This is a genomic window from Erwinia sp. 1181_3 (assembly GCF_052824965.1).
The window spans coordinates 588,555-608,857 of record NZ_VTDE01000003.1 but is presented as its reverse complement, the minus strand read 5'-3'; the positions used below and the strand labels follow the sequence as shown (position 1 = coordinate 608,857).

Annotated in this window: 14 protein-coding genes and 1 pseudogene; 6 read left to right on the top strand and 9 right to left on the bottom strand. The window is 52.7% G+C overall.

Annotation, left to right across the window (positions count from 1 at the left end):
* The first annotated feature begins 196 nt into the window (after window positions 1-196).
* Together FY046_RS11240 and FY046_RS11235 are read left to right on the top strand one after the other, a co-directional pair.
* Complete coding sequence (locus FY046_RS11240; protein WP_446186051.1) at window positions 197-952, top strand: sce7726 family protein; 756 nt, start codon at window positions 197-199, stop codon at window positions 950-952.
* A gap of 18 nt (window positions 953-970) precedes the next feature.
* Entirely contained in the window at window positions 971-1,918 is a 948-nt protein-coding gene (locus tag FY046_RS11235) for a sce7725 family protein (RefSeq protein ID WP_446186050.1), read from the top strand.
* A 39-nt stretch (window positions 1,919-1,957) separates the two neighbouring features.
* Here FY046_RS11235 and FY046_RS11230 read toward each other — a convergent pair.
* Window positions 1,958-2,410, bottom strand: a pseudogene (locus FY046_RS11230) (hypothetical protein); the annotation flags it as partial.
* A gap of 277 nt (window positions 2,411-2,687) precedes the next feature.
* Between FY046_RS11230 and FY046_RS11225 the strand changes: the two are divergent.
* Complete coding sequence (locus FY046_RS11225) at window positions 2,688-3,338, top strand: hypothetical protein (RefSeq protein WP_446186049.1); 651 nt, start codon at window positions 2,688-2,690, stop codon at window positions 3,336-3,338.
* Here FY046_RS11225 and FY046_RS11220 read toward each other — a convergent pair.
* From FY046_RS11220 to FY046_RS11205, 4 genes are all read right to left on the bottom strand, one after another.
* Complete coding sequence (locus FY046_RS11220; protein ID WP_446186048.1) at window positions 3,327-4,226, bottom strand: DNA adenine methylase; 900 nt, start codon at window positions 4,224-4,226, stop codon at window positions 3,327-3,329. The genes FY046_RS11225 and FY046_RS11220 overlap by 12 nt on opposite strands.
* A gap of 304 nt (window positions 4,227-4,530) precedes the next feature.
* Window positions 4,531-4,869 (bottom strand): endoribonuclease SymE, encoded by a 339-nt coding sequence (symE, locus tag FY046_RS11215; protein WP_212813670.1) that lies wholly within the window; start codon window positions 4,867-4,869, stop codon window positions 4,531-4,533.
* A gap of 223 nt (window positions 4,870-5,092) precedes the next feature.
* On the bottom strand, window positions 5,093-5,677 hold the full coding sequence (locus FY046_RS11210; RefSeq protein WP_446186047.1) for a class I SAM-dependent methyltransferase: 585 nt from the start codon (window positions 5,675-5,677) through the stop codon (window positions 5,093-5,095).
* Window positions 5,677-6,690 carry an HNH endonuclease gene (locus FY046_RS11205; protein ID WP_446186046.1) on the bottom strand — a complete coding sequence of 338 codons (1,014 nt, stop codon included), beginning with the start codon at window positions 6,688-6,690 and terminating at the stop codon, window positions 5,677-5,679. The genes FY046_RS11210 and FY046_RS11205 overlap by 1 nt, the downstream gene beginning before the upstream one ends.
* A gap of 261 nt (window positions 6,691-6,951) precedes the next feature.
* On the opposite strand from FY046_RS11205, the gene FY046_RS11200 reads away from it, so the two are divergent.
* A complete protein-coding gene (locus tag FY046_RS11200) occupies window positions 6,952-7,413 on the top strand; it encodes a hypothetical protein (protein ID WP_446186045.1) in 462 nt (153 codons plus the stop codon).
* A 733-nt stretch (window positions 7,414-8,146) separates the two neighbouring features.
* Here FY046_RS11200 and malT read toward each other — a convergent pair.
* On the bottom strand, window positions 8,147-10,873 hold the full coding sequence (gene malT, locus FY046_RS11195) for an HTH-type transcriptional regulator MalT (RefSeq protein WP_133843937.1): 2,727 nt from the start codon (window positions 10,871-10,873) through the stop codon (window positions 8,147-8,149).
* A 466-nt stretch (window positions 10,874-11,339) separates the two neighbouring features.
* Between malT and malP the strand changes: the two genes are divergently transcribed.
* Window positions 11,340-13,742, top strand: a complete 2,403-nt coding sequence (malP, locus tag FY046_RS11190) for a maltodextrin phosphorylase (RefSeq protein WP_171148890.1) — start codon at window positions 11,340-11,342, stop codon at window positions 13,740-13,742.
* Window positions 13,743-13,751: 9 nt separating this feature from the next.
* On the top strand, window positions 13,752-15,839 hold the full coding sequence (gene malQ / locus FY046_RS11185) for a 4-alpha-glucanotransferase (protein ID WP_446186044.1): 2,088 nt from the start codon (window positions 13,752-13,754) through the stop codon (window positions 15,837-15,839).
* Window positions 15,840-16,487: 648 nt separating this feature from the next.
* Here the strand turns inward: malQ and malG are convergent.
* The 3 genes from malG to malE form a co-directional block, all read right to left on the bottom strand.
* Complete coding sequence (gene malG / locus FY046_RS11180) at window positions 16,488-17,378, bottom strand: maltose ABC transporter permease MalG (RefSeq protein WP_159337340.1); 891 nt, start codon at window positions 17,376-17,378, stop codon at window positions 16,488-16,490.
* A 12-nt stretch (window positions 17,379-17,390) separates the two neighbouring features.
* On the bottom strand, window positions 17,391-18,956 hold the full coding sequence (malF, locus tag FY046_RS11175) for a maltose ABC transporter permease MalF (protein WP_446186043.1): 1,566 nt from the start codon (window positions 18,954-18,956) through the stop codon (window positions 17,391-17,393).
* An 89-nt stretch (window positions 18,957-19,045) separates the two neighbouring features.
* On the bottom strand, window positions 19,046-20,260 hold the full coding sequence (malE, locus tag FY046_RS11170) for a maltose/maltodextrin ABC transporter substrate-binding protein MalE (protein ID WP_159337342.1): 1,215 nt from the start codon (window positions 20,258-20,260) through the stop codon (window positions 19,046-19,048).
* Window positions 20,261-20,303 lie beyond the last annotated feature (43 nt).

Below are 20,303 nucleotides of genomic sequence, written 5' to 3'. Positions count from 1 at the left end.
CAAGAATAGGTTTTTTGATCATATTACTTTGTAGTTTATCGATAGAGTCATTGATTAACTAATTCTTTTTAAGAACGACAAATTTTTTTTGGTATGAAATAAAATGAATTATCAAGCGATAAGTAAAATATTTAGTCGTAATGTGGTATTGGAAATAGCGAAAAAGAATAGGTTTGAGTTATTTAAGGGGATTCTTATGGATAACTACCCTTCTTATACCTCAAAAGATAAACCTATATATAAAATTTACGATGAAATTTATACATTGCTGAAGAAAAAATACAGGAATGAATATATTTATAAGAACGAAATAGCAAAATCTATAATCAAAAAAACGCACAGGTTTAGTAATGTAAGTTATGTAAATGAATTTAAAATAAATGGTTGTATCGCAGATGTTGCTATTTTTAATGATACTTCCACTGCTTACGAAATTAAAACGGAACTCGATTCATTTGAACGGCTTGATGAGCAACTCTCTGTATATAAAGATGTTTTTGAGTATGTTAATATCGTTATCCCTGAAAATAAAATTAATCAAGCGCTAAAAGTTGTTCATGATAATACTGGGATAATTACCTTGAATGGAAGGAATGTTTTGAATTGTGAGCGAATGGCTATTTCGAATATTTCATCACTATCTAAAAGTAAAATGTTTAATTGTTTAAAGCCCTCCGAGTATTTTTATCTATATGAGGAAGTGATTGGCACTAAACCTTTTGGAAGAGCTGCCGATATTAAAGAAATGTGCAGGAATGTTTTTTTAGATCTGGACATAGAAAATGCGCATATGGAAATGCTAAAAATATTAACAGCAAGGGGACTTGAGCGTTTTGAAAAAGATTGTTTCCTTTTTCTTCCTCAGTCATTGTTAGCTACATTGTTAAATTTGCGATTGAATCGAAAGAGCTTAATGACACTTAGGGAAAACATGGTAGAAACTATATGTTAACTAATAAGGAATTACAGGATGTATTATTGTTATTTAAGAGCAAAACAATATGAGTTATTAGCTGTTAGGTCATGTTTGACAAAAATAGTTCAAAAAAATATGGCTATTATCATTGAGCCTGTTAGAGAGAGTAATAGAGACTTATATAGTTGCTTGAGGGATGCAAGCAATGTAGATGCAAGGTTGATATTGATAGTTAATCCTAAGTGTGGCGAGCTAGAGGGAAATGAAAGGCTTGCGCAAGATTTAATTGAAGGTGCTATCGAATTATACCCGCAGGTCGAGCTTGGTTTTATTGTCGATGACACTACTAGCTCCACACAAGTAATTTCTTTTTTCAATATTTATCCTCAGCAAGCAAAGTCTATTGTTCACAAGGGAAGTTATGTTAATTCTCAGCAACTTCTTAATCTTGAACTCTCAGATAATTTATTCAAAAGCAATATATTCATTGACGGTAAATGTAGTGCGAGTTATGTGTCAAACTTCAATCAAACTTTTAAAGTATTAATACATGATGGACTAAACCGCACACAGACAAATGCTGGGTATGCCAATAATATTATTGAGTTTTTCTCAGATTTATACCTCAACTATCGGCAGTTAGGATTTCAAGGGTTTGGTGATTTTTCAATAGTGGGTGATCATTTTGTTGAGGGGGGCGGCCAAGCCGTCACAGCAGTGATACATCTTACCTATGAGAACGTAGATCATACGGAAATTCTGGTTCATCATTTCTTGTCAGATCCAAGAGTGGCGGCTGAAGATGTTGCTATTTTGATTGATGAAGCGTTTGAAAAATTAGAGGCATTTGTCACTAATCAAAGACCAGATATTTTAAATTGGTCTTCTGCTTGTCAAGAATTAATTGCCATTTATAATACGCCGGGTGAGCGAACCAATCTAGCTTATATTAAAAAAATGACAATAAAGAATCATTTTGAATTAATTAATAATATTTTATAATTACATTAATAAGAGGTGTTTTTGCACCTCTTTTATACAACCCAAGCGCGTGCGTTCCAGTTCCAGTGAGTGATATGTGTAGAGAGATACGCATATCCGACCAGACGTTGCGCCTCGTAGCGGCAAGTGACCGGGAAAAACTTTCAAACCGGCAGACATGACTTTGCGACAGACTAGTTGCTTCACACTTTACTTCTACTTCTACTTCTACTTCTACTTCTACTTCTACTTCTACTTCTACTTCTACTTCTACTTCTACTTCTATTGCTTCACGCTTTTGGTCAGTCTTCAGCAGTTTCGACTCAAAGCCACCTGAAGCGCCTTCTTAACCAGCATGGCTTCGGTAAATAACGTCTTGAGGTGACAGTTATTTTCTTCGAGTTACTTAAGATGCTTTACTTCCGGTACTCCAATGTCTCCGAATTTTTTACGGCTTATGTAAAAATTGGTGTCTGAGATGGTATGCTTACAGCAGAGCTCTCGGGTGGAAATCCCGCTTTTGGTCTCGCGGAGATGTTGATGATCTGTTAATTGGAAAGACGATTCTTGACAGGGGCGTCCTCACGTTGTTGATGAAGATATTAGTAACATTGCGGTGTGATAATCAATGGTGAGCAGGTCAGAATCAGCATTAGTCCTACACATTAACTTCTGTCACTGAATGGACAAAAACCATTTCATATGTTTACCTTATCCTATGAATAAATACAGTATAGATCCGCGCATAATGGCACTTTGCGAGAAGGTCACGAGAAAACGTGCTAGGACTGTGATAGACCATATTATTGAGCATGGCTTTATCACTACCGAAGACTTACAGGAAACATATGGTTACGATCATCCTCCAAGAGCAATAAGAGATGTGAGAGAAGAAGGTATTCCTTTAGAAACCTACTCAACTATCAATAATAGAAGTGGTAGGAAAATTGCTGCTTACCGATTTGACAGTCCTGATAAAATAAAAAATGGCCGTATCGGAGGGCGAAAATCATTCTCAAAAAAGTTTAAAGAATCCCTAATTAGAAAATATGATTCTCGTGATGCTCTTACTGGCGAAAAGTTAGAGTCACGTTATTTACAAATTGACCACAGGATTCCATATCAAGTATCTGGTGATTCAGCTCATGATGAGCTCAACGCTAATGCATACATGCTTCTTGATGCATCAAGTCAAAGGGCTAAATCATTCAGTTGTGAATCATGTGAAAATTGGATAAATATTCAGAGTGATAGTATTTGCATGAATTGTTATTGGGCTAATCCTGAAGAGTATTCACATGTTGCTATGAATCCCGTTAGACAATTAAGTGTCACATGGTCTGGCCAAGAAGAAGTTGAAGCTTACGAAGAGCTACACTCGAGAGCTAAATCAGAGGGCATTGATATCAAAACCCTCTTGATTAGATTTTTAAGGAAATAGCTCTTCTTGTTGTGTGCTTTTTAAATTTAATCTTGTGTTTTTGGGGGCCTTTATATTTTCTGAAAGATAAAGGCTCTCAACTGTTTCTGCTCTTAGTCCATTTAAAGTTGCCTGACTTGATTGTCCTGCATTAATTAATAATCTAGACATTCCTAAATTTTCTGGCAGGGCAGGGCCATATTCTTTATCACCTGTCATTCCATCATATGATAGCGCAAATCTAATGTCTTTTTTATTAAATGATTCTAGGCCAGATACAAGCGAGTCTACTTCAAGTTGCTCGTGGTACCTCTTGTCTTTTCCAATCGTAGTCCCTAAATAAGGTGGATCCATATAAACAAAGTCAGGACTTTCCGCATCGCGCGAAGTATCTTTCCAATCACCTATACGAAATTCAACGCGCCCTTTAAGTAGCTTAGATGCACCTTCAATAGCTGCTGCCATTTTCTCTGGAGACATCCCTTTTCTACGTTTGTCAGCAGATTGTGTAAACTTACCTTTCGAATTAAAACGAACTGCGTTTTTCACACACCGACATACTAAATAAAGTAAAGCAGCTGGTTCTTTAGTTTCATTATATAGATCACGTATCTCATTAAAATATTTATGGTTTTCACCATCAAAGCCTTGCCAAATTAATGAATATTGTTCAATGATTTGATCAGGGCTGTTAACCATCATTTCCCATAACTTAATGATTGAAGGAAATTTATCACCAATTACAAATCGCTCCGCTGCATTGTTCTCTGCCATGAAAAGGGTCATTGCAGCTGAGCCAGCAAACGGTTCATAAAAAAAACGAATGTCGCGAGGTATAACGCTATAAATGACTGGCGCTAATTTTCGTTTGCTTCCTTGATAGGGAATTGGATGTGGTATTTTTTTCATAATATATTCATTCTCAAATTTATCTCTGACTGAATTTATCTTACAGGCTAAAGTCCATGCCAGATTGCTTAAAACCTTTAGGACATGATAACAGTACCTAAACCCTTTTGTAACAGTATCCTCCTGTACAACACTTTAATTTTGGTTTTGGAAATACCGTTTTAACATACGCATAAACTTAACGAAAATTTACCTAGAAAGGCTTTTAATCAAATTTATTTACAATTTTTTCAATGTATTACCGATTTTTTCTGCATGAATTCGTACGAATCCCGCTCTTCACAGCGGGACTCTCCCTCAGCCCTTACCCTCGCACCCGTTTCCCCGCAATCACCCCGATAAACTCCTCCACCTGGCGCTGCTTACGTACCGACAGCGTGCAGACTTTACGCAGCGAGGACATGATCGCCGGTTCATCCGGTGGGGTGAGGGCAGTGATCACCAGGCAACCCTTCATCACGCGGATATCAACTTTGGTGCCGGTGGCAAAACCTGCGGCTTCCAGCCATTTCCCTTTGATGCTCAGCGCCGGGATCTGCTGGTAATCTGGATAGGTGCTCGCATAAGTCACGGTTAAATGGCGCAGCGTGGGCGCGGTGACTTCTGATTTAACAACGTCTGTATTACAATCCTGCTCAGCCATGATAACTACTCCTGATAGTTGTTGCGGTTAGCGGTATGACGGTGTTCCTAGCACCTTCATGCCGCGATTAATTACCCTGTTATTATAACCAGCAGTAAAAACTAAGCACTCTGCAAATACAGTCAATGTTAAAAAATGCAGCATGGCTCAGAAAAGTAATGAAAGGGATGCAACTCCGCATTGCGATAGCTATTTATATTTTTCATTCCATATTGAGTTTCAATTATTTATTTTTTCTCAATAATGAATTTAACCATTTTTCGTTCTGGCGTTCGGGCCGTTTATCCCCGGTTATCCAGGTATCCAGCAGAACGATATTTTCTAAATCCGCGATAAGATCGTTTAACTTTATTTCATCCATATCCGTAAACACACGTCCATCTTTCTCCCTTTCCCCGCTGCCATATTTAAACGACAGATACCAAACCCCGTCCGGTTTCAACGCCCTGGCTAACCGCGCCAGTACTTCAGGCAACTCTGCCAGCGGCACATGCAGCAGCGAAGCGCAGCACCAGATGCCGTCATAGCGCTCCACGTCGGTGACGTCCTCGAAGCGCTTCTGCTCAACGGGCAGACCGCTGTGCTGGCGCGCAAGCTCCACCAGTTCGTCAGAGGCATCGAACGCTTCCACGTCATATCCCATTTCGTGAAACGCCCTGGCATCACGCCCGGAGCCGCACCCGGCATCCAGGATGCGTGCGCCGGGTTTCAGGTGTGCGACAAACGGCTGATACAGTGCCGACATATCCACAGTCACCGTCTCAGTGAAAAATCGCTCGGCATGCTGCTGGTAGTAGTCGTTGTTCATCAGAAAATAGCGTCTCCCTGCGCGGTGGGATGCCAGGTGCTTAGTCCGGCATTACGCGCGTTCTGCCACTGGGTTTGCAGAAAATCATGGCGTTGGTGAAATGTTTTACCTGTCTGTTCTGTCAGGGTTTCATGCAGCGGCAAGTGGCTGTTAATAAAGTATTCGTTACGATCCTCCAGCCGTTCCAGCAGTTCCACTGATGGAATAAGTGCAGACTTGCCTCCCTGGCCGCGATTGCAGTTCCTGCACGCCAGCACCAGGTTCCAAACGCCGTTCAGGTTGGCGTGGGTGGCGTTGAGCATCCAGGGGATGAAGTGGTCCACGTCGGCCAGGTTCTCGTGGCCGGATTGCAGGCTGATATCGCGATAGCAGTAGAAACAGCGGCCCTTCTGGTAGCCGTTCAGGCTGTCGCGGCAACGGGTGATATTGACGCGACGCTTGTTCTGGCGGCTGAACAGCAGCTGATCTTCCGGGTCATACTCCACCGCGATCAGGTGGCTGGAAACACCGAGCGCCCAGGCCTGTTCGACCAGCCGCCAGCGGGCGTCGGTTTCCTTCACCAGGTTGTGAAACTGCGTGGTCTGCGTCAGCTGGTAGAAGTTATCGGTCAGGCGGATGCCTTTGCTGGATTTACGTTCGTCGATAAAAAAGCGTTTATCGATCTCTGCGCGGTTAACGTTATGGAAAGCATCAATCACGTTGGCAAAGCCATGGCGCACGGTCTGTTCAATCAGCTGCGCTTCATCGATCTCATCGTTATTGAACTGTACGCAGCTCGCCAGAAACTGGCTGCCGCGAGAGGTGATTTGTTTCGGCGCATGGTGCAGGTGCGTGCAGAGATGGCGAGCAAAGGGTGCAGCCAGGGTTTCCAGCGTGATCAGGTCGTCCTGATGGTGCTGCAAATCGTACAGCGCATGGGCGAGGGCGAATTTGTACGAGGCAACATTCCTGCCAAAAAGGATCACCCCGCGCCAGTAGTTCTCCAGCGTCGGATCGGTCTGATAGAAGCGCATAGAAGATGTGTTCCGCTACGGTGTGCGCCCGGAGTGTAAGCCGGACAAGTAACGTGATCACATAACAAACGGGGGTGGTTGTAAACCAAAAATGCGGGATGCCTCGCAAAAATGAGTGGGACGGTGCAGCTGAAACCAGACTGGACTCTTCACCTTAAAGGCACAGGAATTGGACGTTTATATCATTGTTTCTACAGTGAATCATGATAGGTTTAGTTATCTTAATGATAATCATTGTTTTTTTAATCAGGGACGTTCGACATGGCGACACTCGCAGGGAAGGGAATGACAAATGAGCGCGGAATGATGATGAAATGGATACACCGTCTGCTCACAATCGTGTTACTGGTGCTGGTTATCGGCAATGTCGCTTACCGCTATTACGTTGGCCCTCCCTATAATGATGCTCTTTTTAAAACCCGGCAGCTTAATGACGATACCTGGCTATACGTGACAAAATATCAGGGCGGCGGGGCAACGGTATCTGAGGTTTACCGCTACTATCTGGCGGGTGAAATACAAAAGGACGTATTAAAGGTATTAGGAAATACGGCACCTTTTCTCACTTCGGACAGTGATGGGGCCAGCGTCACAAAAGTGGGCAATCGGGTGACGGTCAGGATTACAGGAAGAATTTATGATTTCACTAATTCCGTATTTTATACCTCTGATGGGGTGGATGTGATACCGACCATCGAGTTATATGCCATTAACTCAAGGTGATATCGGGCCCAGCCATGCCAGCCTTCACCCTGGTGATGGTTTGCACGATGGCCCAGGCCCAGGTCAAGGCCAGGGTCAACGTCAAGGGCGTTTCGCTTTCCCGCTGCGCGGGCTGAGCGACCAAAGGGCGGCAGTCGCCCCGCCCTTTGGAATCCGGGCTTGCGGCAGGCGCATCGCCCGCTTTCAGCGGGTACCTTCGTAAGCGTCGTTCACCGACGGAGCGGTCGTGACGGCACATCCCTGTGCCGGCTCTCCCTCTCACCGCCGTCCTGGCGGTTCGTCCTGGTTCACTGTGCTTCCTCTGCGCTGCTGAATGCCGCCTCAATGTCAAAATCCAGGTCAAAACCCAAACCGAAAACAACTCAGGATGCGAAGGGGTAGACCCTTTTTTCCGGTCTGCCCGTGATGTTGAGTAGGACGCCAATCCGGATTTACGGGGCGATCGGAAAAGATGATCGCCCCCTACGAAAGATCGCAATGCAGTCGGGGTTTTAAAACTCACAGCGAGCGCTATCTTGCGGGGAGGGGGCCAGTTTGAGGTAAGCCGGACGTCACGCGACAGGACGTCGCGTGCCGAGGCCCGCAGGGATGCGTCTTTTGCCGATCCGGCGTGCTCAAACTGGCCCCAGACCGGTCGCTGAACAGGCAGCCAGTACCAGACCGGTTGCTGAACAGGTAGCCAGTACCAGACCGGTCGCTGAACAGGCAGCCAGTAAAAGCATTTCCGGGGCCCTTACGCCCCGTACCCCATCACCTGCAACAGATGCTGTGCCTGCTGCACAGCTTCCTGACGGTGCGCCACGCCCAGCTTCTGATACAGATTACGGATATGGGTTTTGATGGTAGTGGAGGCCACGTCCAGCTCCCCGGCGATCTGGTCGTTGCTGTAGCCGGAGTAAATCAGCCCCAGCACCTGCCATTCACGCTGGGTGAGCGGGCTGGTGCGGATCAGCTCCGGCACCTGCGGATGCGTCAGCAGTTTATTGACAAAACCTTCGTCGAAATGCGCAAACTTATGGCGATGATGCTGGTTAATCTCGCGTAAAATCAGCTGCGCACGGCGCTGCTCCAGGTCGGGCAGCAGGTTAAGCTGGATAAGCTGACGCAGCTGCTGCGCCATCATCTCCCCTTCAATCACAAAGTGGCTGATAAACCCGGTGCGGTTCGCCAGCCCCAGCGCTTCAATCAGGGCATGCTGCGCTTCCCCTTTACGGCCGGTGTGCCAGTAAAGCAGGTTGCTCAGCAGCAGATTGCGGTTCAGGTCGCTGGTCAGGCGCAGCTGGCGCGCATTCTGATTCAGCTCATCCAGCACCACTTCGGCTTCATCAAACTTCTCCAGCAGGATCTGCACGCGGGCGATATTACGCCACTGGCCCTGCTGGAAATGGTTATCGGCCATATCGGGTTTACGCGCCTGTTGCAGCCACTGGCGTGCGGCGGCTTTATCGCCCACCATCTGCCAGTAAGTGACACGCGGCTTGTCAGTGTTGGTCAGCCAGTCGATATGATACTGGCCGGTTTTCAGCAGCGCCTCGCAGCGTTGTAAATGATGATGGGCATTATCCAGCTGACCGCGCGCCAGCGAGCACTTCGCCAGCATGGCCAGGCACTGCAACTGCTGCTGGGGATGGAAGTTAGTCAGTATCTCCAGCCCCTGACGTGCGGCGTCTTCGGCATCGTCCAGGCGGGACCACGACCATAACAGCTGCGATCGCAGACGCAGTAAAAACTCGTGCATCGGCAGCTGTTCAAGATGCTGTTCGCGCACCAGTTCGAACGCGCGATCCTGCATCTCAAACGCGGCCTGCAAAAAGCCCTGAGCGATAAGGATCTCACTCTGCTGTATCAGCGCCCACAGCGCGTAGTGATAGGCTTCGTGACGGCGGGCAATCTGTTCCGTCTGCTGCATCAGCGGCAGGGCGCGGGCCAGGTCGCCTTTGCAGTGCTGGATCTCCCCGGTGACGGAGGTGGCAACAATCCGGCTGTAAAAGCTTTCATACGGCAGAAAACGCAGCGCCTCGGCGGCCAGCTGTTCCGCCTCATCCTGGCGTCCGTCATTGATGGCGACCTGCGCACGCAGTGCATTGAACTCCGCGTTCAGGTCCTGATCCATCACGATATCGCGCTTCTGCATCTCGCTTTCCGCCTGTGCCAGCAGGGTATCGACCTCGGCGTAGCGGTGCTGGCTCTGCGCCAGCCAGGCCTGCAACAGCACCAGCCTGGGGCTCTGGATCAGACGGTCATAAGGCAGGGCGGCCAGGCACTCTTCCAGCAGCGCCAGCTCGCTCTGATTAAACAGCGACCAGGCGTGTTGCAGCATAATATCGCGCAGCATATCGATGTCATCGGCACCCAGCGCGTGGTGGATCGCTTCGGCCGGGAACCCCTGCGCCAGCCAGCCTTCGGCGGCCGCACGGTGAATGGCGGGCAGCTCACTCGCCAGTTCCCACTGGCAGCGCTGACGCAGGAAGGTGGCGAACAGGGGATGGAAGCTGAACCACTCGCCGCTGTCATCCATGCGGTGAATAAACAGGCCCTGACGCTCTAACTCTTCCAGACGCTGCTGGCCATTATCCCCCCCGGTCAGGCGCACAATCAGGGCATCGTTCATCGAGCGCAGCAACGAGCAGCGCAGCAGGAAATCACGGGTCGGGGCATCGACGCGGTCCAGCACTTCATCCACCAGATAGTCGGAAAGGTGGCTGGCGTTCAGCCCTGCCAGCTTACGGGCAGACTGCTGAGTCGATTGTCGTGAAGGCGTGCTGGACTGGCGCGCCGAGAGGGCAATCAGCTGTAAGGCGGTGGCCCAGCCCGCGACGTCATCACACAGACGGCTGCTGTCGGCCTGGTCGATGGGATCGTTAAGGCGGTTATCGAAAAATTGCTGCGTCTCGGGGTGCGTAAAGGCCAGATGCGTGGCATTCAGTTCAAGCAGTTGCTCACGCACGCGCAGGTTGGCGATCCCCAGCGGCGGCAGGGTGCGCGAAAGCACCACCAGCGAGAGGTTCTCCGGCTGATGACGTAAAAAGAAACGCATCCCTTCATGGATCGCATCATTGGTGATCAGATGATAATCATCGATCACCAGCAACAGCGGGCGATGCCAGTCGGAGAGCTCGACGAACAGCTGGGCGAACAGCGCCGGCAGACTGGCGTACTGATGCTTCAGGCTCAGCGCCTCACTTTTGCCGCAATGGCCGCCGCAGGCCTGCTGGATGGCGGCAATCAGATAACTGGCAAAACGCTCCGGCAGGTTGTCGCTTTCATCAAGAGAATACCAGCCCAGATCGCTCTTACCCGCCGCCCAGTGTGCGACCAGCGTGGTTTTGCCATACCCCGCCGGGCTGCCGACCAGGGTCAGACGATAATGCGGCGCTGCCGACAGCCGGTTCAGCAGTCGGTCGCGCACCACGGTATTTTGCTGCCGCACCGGGCGGCTCAATTTTGATGGGATCAGCATTTTTTTTCGATTCTTTTGACGGTAGTCAGAGGGCGTAATAATTATTTCGCAGCGTGTAATTAATCACTTTTTCTAAAGTCCTCCTTTGAAACATCGAATGCAACAATGTTACGTATTTACATGCTGTTAACTTGCTCTACATCACACTTCTAAAGACAAATTTTGCACCACTCCCCCTGACCCTGCATCCCCTCCGGCTACGCCCCGGTGCTCCTCCCCGTCTAATCGCTGGCGGGAGGATGTTGCACGTCGTAGAAGGCTTCAGCATAGGGATATAAGAGCTTATCCCATTAGGCTATTTTACTTGCCATTTTGGCCCTGGGCAGTGCTCAAAATCCTCACGTACTGCGTGTACGCTCCGGTTTTTCCGCGCTGTCCGTGTCCAAACTGGCCGCGACAATGACGCCTACTGGGATAGGCTCTAACACTCTACTTTCCTACAGATTCCCGAATAAAGAGGCATGTGATGCAGGTGACGTTAGATAAAACACAGTTTATCGCTGCGCTAAAACGCCAGTGGCAGGGGTTCGGTTTGCAGCAGGCGCAGGATATGACGCCCCACCAGTGGTGGCAGGCGACCAGCGCGGCGTTATCAGAACAACTGAACGCACAGCCTGCACCCACAGCGACCCGGCAGCCGCAGCGCCATGTGAACTACATTTCGATGGAATTTCTGATTGGCCGTCTGACCGCCAACAACCTGATCAACCTGGGCTGGTATGACACGGTCAGCCAGGCGCTGAAAGAGCAGGGCGTTGAGCTGGCCGATGTGCTGGAGCAGGAAACCGATCCGGCGCTGGGCAACGGCGGGCTGGGGCGTCTGGCGGCCTGTTTCCTTGATTCGATGGCCACCGTCGGGCAGCCCGCTACGGGCTATGGCCTGAATTATCAGTACGGCCTGTTCCGCCAGTCCTTTAAAGAGGGCCAGCAGCAGGAAGCACCGGACAACTGGCACCGCGAAAGCTATCCGTGGTTCAGCCACAACAGCGCGCTGTCAGTCGATGTCGCCTTCGGCGGCAAACTGGTGAAGAACGCGCAGGGCGCAGAGCAGTGGCAGCCCGCGTTTACGCTGCGCGGTGAAGCCTGGGATCTGCCGGTGGTGGGGTATCAAAATGGCGTCACCCAGCCGCTGCGTCTGTGGCAGGCCACCGACGTGCATCCGTTCGATCTGACGCTGTTTAATGACGGCGCGTTCCTGAAGGCGGAGCAGAAAGGTATCGATGCCGCGAAGCTGACGAAAGTGCTGTATCCGAATGACAACCACGATGCCGGAAAACGGCTGCGCCTGATGCAGCAGTATTTCCAGTGTGCCTGTTCGGTCGCCGACATTCTGCGCCGTCATCACTTCCTCGGGCGCGCCATTCAGGATCTGCCCGACTATGAGGTGATCCAGCTGAACGACACCCACCCGACTATCGCTATTCCGGAGCTGCTGCGTATCCTGCTCGACGAGCACCAGCTGGAGTGGGACGCGGCCTGGGCGATCGTCCAGAAGACCTTCGCCTACACCAACCATACCCTGATGCCGGAAGCGCTGGAGTGCTGGGATGAGAAGCTGGTACGCAGCCTGCTGCCGCGCCACTTCTCGCTGATCAAAGCCATTAATGCCCGCTTTAAGAAAGTGGTGGAAAAACAGTGGCCGGGCGACAAAGCGGTGTGGGAAAAACTCTCGGTGCACCAGAACCGTCAGGTGCGCATGGCCAACCTGTGCGTGGTCAGCGGCTTTGCGGTGAACGGCGTGGCGGCGCTGCACTCTGAGCTGGTGGTGAAAGATCTGTTCCCGGAGTACCACCAGCTGTGGCCAAACAAATTCCACAATGTCACCAACGGCATCACCCCGCGCCGCTGGTTAAAGCAGTGCAACCCGGCGCTCTCTGCGCTGATCGATGACACGCTGAAAACCGAATGGGTGAATAACCTCGATGCGCTGCAAGGGCTGGAGCCTTTCGCCGATGATGCGGCGTTCTGCCAGCGCTATCAGCAGATTAAGCGTGATAACAAAATCACACTGGCCGCGTACGTGAAGCAGGTCACCGGAATTGTGCTTAACCCGGAAGCGATTTTCGACGTGCAGATCAAACGTCTGCACGAGTACAAACGTCAGCATCTCAACCTGCTGCACATTTTGTCGCTCTACCGCCAGCTGCGCGATAACCCGCAAAGGGATATGGCACCGCGCGTGTTCCTGTTTGGTGCCAAAGCCGCGCCGGGCTATTACCTGGCGAAAAACATTATTTACGCCATCAACCAGGTGGCAGAGAAGATCAATCACGATCCGCTGGTGGGCGATCGTCTGAAAGTGGTGTTTATCCCGGATTACCGTGTCTCGGTGGCGGAGCTGATGATCCCGGCGGCGGACGTCTCCGAGCAGATCTCAACCGCAGGTAAAGAGGCCTCCGGCACCGGCAACATGAAGCTGGCACTGAATGGCGCGCTGACCGTCGGCACGCTCGACGGGGCCAACGTCGAGATCGCCGAACAGGTGGGCGAAGACAATATCTTTATCTTCGGCAACACCGTCGATCAGGTGAAAGCGTTGCAGGCCAGTGGCTACGATCCGCTGAGCATCCGCAAGAAAGACAAGCACCTGGACAGCATCCTGAAAGAGCTGGAAAACGGCTTCTTCAGCAATGGCGATAAGCAGGCGTTCAGCCTGATGCTCGACAGCCTGCTGGGAGGCGGGGATCCGTATCTGGTGCTGGCCGATTTCGCGGATTACTGCGCCGCGCAGCAGAAGGTGGATGCCCTGTATCGCAACAGCGATGAGTGGACGCGTAAAACCATCCTCAATACCGCCCGCGTCGGGATGTTCAGTTCAGACCGCTCGATCCGCGATTATCAGCAGCGTATCTGGCAGGCGAAACGCTAAGGAGCCCCCATGGAGCACAACACACTGGAGCAGGCGGCCAGGGAGGCGGGGATCTCCTCCGGCTTTATTAATGCGCACGGGCAGCAGCAGGCGATTGCCGCGGAAACCAAACGCGAGCTGTTAACCGCGATGGGCTGGACGGGGGAGCGCCGCCAGGCCTCTACGCCCGTGCCGGGGGTAAAAGTTTTCGTCGCGGGCCAGCGTCTGGCGCTGCCCGTCGAGGGTGACGGTGAATACCTCTGGACGTTGCAACTGGAGAGTGGGGCCACCCAGCGCGGCCGGATTAGCGGCAAAATGACGCTGGCGCTGGCGGGGAAAATCCCGCCGGGTTACCACCAGCTGACCCTGACGCAGGACGCGCAGACGTGGGAATGTCGGGTGATTGTTGCCCCGAAGCGCTGCTATGAACCGGATGCCTTGCTGGCCGGAAAAAAGCTGTGGGGCGCCTGCGTGCAGCTTTATACGCTGCGTTCGGACAGTAACTGGGGCATCGGTGATTTTGGCGACCTCAATCTGCTGCTGAAAAAGATTGCCGAACGCGGCGGGGCTTTTGTCGGGCTGAACCCGATCCATGCGCTCTATCCGGCCAACCCGGCGGCGGCCAGCCCTTACAGCCCGTCGTCGCGCCGCTGGCTGAACGTTGTCTATATCGACGTCAGCGCGGTGGACGATTTCAGGCAAAGTGAGGCGGCACAGCGCTGGTGGCGGTTGCCCGACACGCAGCAACGCTTAACGGCGGCACGTGCCAGCCACGAGGTGGACTATGCCTGCGTGATGCCGCTGAAGCTGGAAGGCCTGCGCCTGGCGTACGCGCATTTCCTCGGGCGTAAGCCGCAGGATGCGCAGGTTAAAGCGCTGGCAAACTTTACCCGCCAGGGGGGCGAAAGCCTGTGGTTACAGGCCGCTTTTGATGCGCTGTACGCACATCTGGTGCAGGAAAACGGCATCGCTACGGGCTGGAACCACTGGCCGGAGCAGTATCATGATGCCCGCGGCCCGGCGGTGCGGGCGTTTTGCGAGCAGCACGCGCAGGAGGTGGAGTTTTATCTGTGGCTCCAGTGGCTGGCGGAAACCCAGTTCGCGCAGTGCTATCACACCAGCCAGCAGCAGCAGATGTCGATGGGGTTGTATCGCGATCTGGCGGTGGGCGTGGTGGGCGGAGGCGCTGAAACCTGGAGCGACGGCGAACTGTACTGCCTGAAAGCGTCGGTGGGTGCGCCACCGGATATCCTTGGTCCGCTGGGCCAGAACTGGGATCTGCGCCCGATGGACCCGCATGTGATGGTCAACCGGGGCTATCAGCCGTTTATCGATCTGCTGCGGGCCAATATGACCCACTGCGGCGCGCTGCGCATTGATCATGTGATGGCGCTGCTGCGTCTGTGGTGGATCCCGGCGGGCGAGACGGCGGATAAAGGCGCGTATGTGCACTATCCGGTGGACGATCTGCTGGCGATCCTCGCGCTGGAGAGTCAGCGGCATCGCTGTATGGTGATCGGCGAAGATCTGGGCACGGTGCCGGTGGAGATCGTCAGCAAGCTGCGCGAGGGCGGGGTTTACTCCTACAAGGTGCTCTATTTTGAGCGCGATGAAGAGAACAACTTCCGTGCGCCGCAGTCGTATCCGGTGCAGGCGATGGCCACCATCACCACGCATGATCTGCCGACGCTGCGCGGCTACTGGCAGGCAGACGATCTGACGCTGGGGAAAACGCTCGGACTGTATCGCGACGAGAGCGTGTTGCAGGAGCTGTATCTCGACCGGGCACGCGCGCGTCAGGGGCTGCTCGACGGGCTGCATCATTACGACTGCATTCCAAAGAAAACCGGCAGCCATGCGGAGCTGATGGCGATGACCCCGGTGATTAACCGTGGCCTGCAACGCTATGTGGCCGACAGTGCCAGTGCGCTGCTGGGCTTGCAGCCAGAGGACTGGCTGGATATGTCCACCCCGGTGAACGTGCCGGGCACCAGCGATGAGTATCCGAACTGGCGGCGTAAGCTCTCCCATACGCTGGAGGAGATGTTCGCGGATGACCAGGTGAATAAGCTGATTAAAGACCTGGATAAACGGCGGCGTAAGGTGTCGGTAAGCTGAGGTTAATGCAGTAAAAAGAGGGTTCCTTCTGGTGGGGGAACCCTTTTTTGTTTGGTAAAAACCATCATAATCAGGGGGCGGCCACTGAGGTATTCCTATAAAACTACACGGGCATTATCCGTGGCCGGTCTTCTGTTCCGATCGACCAGTGACGCAGGTCTGCACGATGCTCCAGGTCAACGTCAAGGGCGTTTCGCTTTCCCGCTGTGCTTCCTCAGCGCTGCTGAATGCCGCCTGAACGTCAAAACCCAGGTCAACATCCAAACCAATTCGCAGAGAGCGTCATGTTATTGCTGTTTTAAAACTTACAGCGAACAATCGTTCTGCGGGGATGGGGCCAGTCTGAGGTAAGCCGGACGTCACGCACCAGGGATGGTGCGTGCCGAGGCCCGCAGGGAGGCGGTTGTTGCCGATCCGGCGTGCTCAGACTGGCCTCAGACCTGAAGCCAGTCTGTCAGCCATTAATATTGGTGGGGAGCCCCCAGTGGGCGGCCTTTGCGAGAGGCCCTTGTAGCGTGGCTGTTCAGAACTCACAGCAGCAACCCCTCGCTGACCTGACATAAAAAAGGGCGGCTTATTCAGCCGCCCAGGACACAGGAAAAAGTACTACACCCGTTACCGGGATAACGCGCAAAACATCGCTATAAACTAACCCTTCACCCCACCCGCCGTCAGGCCACCCACCAGCCAGCGCTGGGCAATCAGGAACACCGCCGTAATCGGGATGGCTGAGAGAATAGCGGCAGCGGCGAAGTCGCCCCACAGATAGTTCTGCGGGTTAAGGTACTGCTGCATGCCCACCGCCAGCGTGTAGCTGTTCACATCGCGCAACAGCAGCGAGGCCACCGGCACTTCGGTAATGGCGGCAATAAACGACAGAATAAACACCACCGCCAGAATCGGCACCGACAGCGGCAGCAGTACCAGGCGAAACGCCTGCCACGGCGAGGCACCGTCCAGCGCGGCGGCTTCCTCCAGCGAACTGTCGATGGTTTCGAAATAGCCTTTGATCGTCCATACGTGCAGGGCGATGCCGCCCATATAGGCGAAGATCACCCCGCCATGCGTGTTCAGCCCGAGGAACGGGATGTAAATGCCCAGGCGGTCAAACAGGGCGTAGAGCGCCACCAGTGACAGCACCGCCGGGAACATCTGGAAGATCAGCATGCCTTTCAGCAGCGAACTTTTGCCACGAAACTTCATGCGGGCAAAAGCATAGGCGCAGGTGGTGGAAAGCGCCACTATTCCTACGGCGGTGATCCCGGCGATCTTGATCGAGTTCCATAACCACAGCAGTACCGGGAACGGCGGCGGCGTCAGACTGCCGTCACTGTTCGTCACGGTGATCCCCAGCGCCAGCTTCCAGTGATCCCAGGAGACCTGATCCGGGATCAGGCTGCCCGTGGCGAAGTTGCCCGGGCGCAGCGAGATGGTAAACACCATCAGCAGCGGGAACAGGATCAGCGCCAGAAAGCTCAGCAGTAACAGATGCGTGACCAGCAGCCTGACTTTTTGCGACCTCGGTTTTACCATTGGCATTGTTATCACTCCTTAGTCGAATTTCATGCGTGATGCTTTCAGGTTGACGACAGCCAGCGCGCCCACCAGCAGGAAGATCAGCGTGGCAATCGCCGCCGCCAGCCCGAAGTCCTGCCCGCCGCCGCCCTCAAAGGCGATGCGATAGGTGTAGCTCACCAGCAGGTCGGTGTGCCCGGCCGGGGTGGTGGTGCCGAGCATATCCGGCCCGCCGTTGGTCAGCAGCTGGATCAGCACGAAGTTATTAAAGTTAAACGCAAAGCTGGCGATCATCAGCGGCGTCAGGGGTTTGATCAGCAGCGGCAGCGTGATGCGGAAGAAGTTCTGCATCGGCGTTGCGCCGTCCATCGCCGAGGCCTCGTAGAGATCGTCCGGGATCGCCTTCAGCAGGCCCATACACAGGATCATCATGTAGGGATACCCCAGCCAGGTGTTGACGATGATGATCATGCTTTTCGCCGTCCAGGGATCGCTGAACCACGCCGGTTTAATGCCAAACAGCGCATTCAGCATCAGGTTGATTTCCCCGAAGCTCTGATTGAACAGCCCTTTGAAAATCAGAATGGAGATAAACGCCGGGACGGCATAGGGCAGGATCAGCAGGATGCGGTACACCGCTTTGCCTTTCAGCTCCTCCCATTGCACCACACAGGCCAGCACCATACCGACGGCAACGGTCAGCACCACGGTGAGCAGCGCAAAAATAACCGTCCAGACGAAGATAGAGAGGAACGGCTTCTGGATGCCGTCATCGTGCAGCACGCGCAGGAAGTTGCCCCAGCCGATGCCAACGGTAAAACCGGGGCTGAGTTTCTCTGCCTGCCATTCTCCCTGGGCGTTCACCGCCTGATAAAACCCTGTCTCGCGGTTCGGCTGATAGACCACACCGGACTGGGCATCGGTCAGCTGCTGGTTCTCTTTGTTCAACTGATACAGCGGCTGCGTGCCGGAGAACTGGCGCAGTGAACTCATGCGCAGCGTGTCACCCTCGGGCAATCTGGCACTTAACTGGCCGAGCGCCTGGCGGTTCTGGGTGACCACGCGCAGCCCGGCTTTCTCCCCGGTGGGGGTAGCCTGCGGCGTCATGGTCAGCGTTTGGGGGGCCGACGCGTTAAAGGTGAAAGGCGGGGAAACCAGGACCTCAGCGTTGTCAGGGGAAGTGAGGGCCAGCTGCCACTGTTCGCCTGCCGGATAAAGCGCAAAGTTCAGGGCTTTACCGCCCTGGAATTCACGGCCCATCAGCACCGACTGCGCACGTTCAAAGGTCAGCTGGTTAGTGCTGCTGTAGTTAGTAAACGCAATCGCAATAGTACAGACCAGCGGGAACAGCACAAATAACGCCATCCCGGCCAGGCCAGGATAGACATAGCGCCACGAATACGCGCGGCGGTTACCGTAAATGTACAGGCCGGCACTGGAGAGGATCAGCGCCAGAACGGCAAAGAGATATTCACCCTGCGCATACATCAGCACGATCAGATAACCGGTTAAGCAGGTGAGCAGGCCAATGGCCAGCCATTTTATCACCTGACGCAACGGCCATTTTTTGTCAGCGGTCAGACCGGTTTGGGCTACTGGCATAGGGGCTATCCTTGTAGTAACGGCAGGGAGCGGGTTGGCTCTCTGCCGTTTATTTCATGACCTCAACGGCATCATTCAGTTAACGTTAATTACTTGGTAATGCGTGTTTCAACGTCCTTCAGCGCCTGCTCAACGGTCTGACGGCCATTCACCGCATTAATGATGGCGCTGCGCTCGGCATACCAGAACGCACTCATCTGCGGGATATTTGGCATGATTTCGCCGTTTTTCGAGTTCGCCATGGTGGCGGCGATGCGCGGATCTTTCTCTAACTGTTCCTGATAGGATTTCAGCGCGACCGCGCCCAGCGGTTTGTCTTTATTGACGGCGCTCAGGCCCTCGTTGGTGATCAGGTAGTTTTCCAGGAACTCTTTCGCCAGTTCTTTATTCGGGCTGGCGGCATTGATACCGGCAGTCAGCACGCCGACGAACGGCTTAGACGGTTTGCCATGGAAGGTGGGCAGGAGGGCCACGCCATAGTTGATTTTACTCTTGTCGAGATTCGACCACGCCCACGGACCGTCGATGGTCATGGCGGTCTGGCCTTTATTAAAGGCGGCTTCGGCGATGGAGTAGTCGGTGTCGGCGTTGATGTGTTTGTTTTTCACTAAGTCGATAATGAACTGTAAACCGGCTTTGGCGCCGTCATTGTTCACGCCCGTGTCTTTGATGTTGTATTTGCCGTTCTCATATTTATAGGCATACCCGCCGTCAGCCGCGATGACAGGCCAGGTGAAGTAGGGTTCCTGCAAGTTCCACATGATGGCGCTTTTGCCTTTCGCCCGCAGCGAGGTGTCCAGTGCCGGGATCTCTTCCCAGGTTTTCGGTGCCTCTTTGATCAGGTCTTTGTTATAAATCAGCGACAACGCCTCCACCGCGACCGGGTAGCCGATCAGCTTGCCGTTGAAGGTGACGGCATCCCAGGTGAAGGGGAAAATCTTATCTTTAAAGGCCGCGTCCGGGCTGATCTCAGCCAGCAGGCCGGACTGCGCGTAACCGCCGAAGCGATCGTGCGCCCAGAAAATGATGTCGGGGCCGCCACCGGTCGCGGCCACCTGCGGGTATTTCTCTTCCAGCTTATCCGGGTGCTCGACGGTGACTTTAATGCCGGTGTCTTTTTCAAATTTCTTACCGACTTCCGCCAGGCCGTTATAGCCCTTGTCACCGTTGATCCAGATGACCAGCCTGCCTTCTTCGATTTTGGCAAACGCAGAGGAAGAGAGCACCAGCGTCGCGAGCGCGGTGAGGGCCAGGGTCTGTTTAACGACTTTTTTAACGAAAGGAACCTTGATGCTGAGAGTCATAATCCAATCCTTTTTTATCCTGTTAGGAGTCGGTATTGCTCGT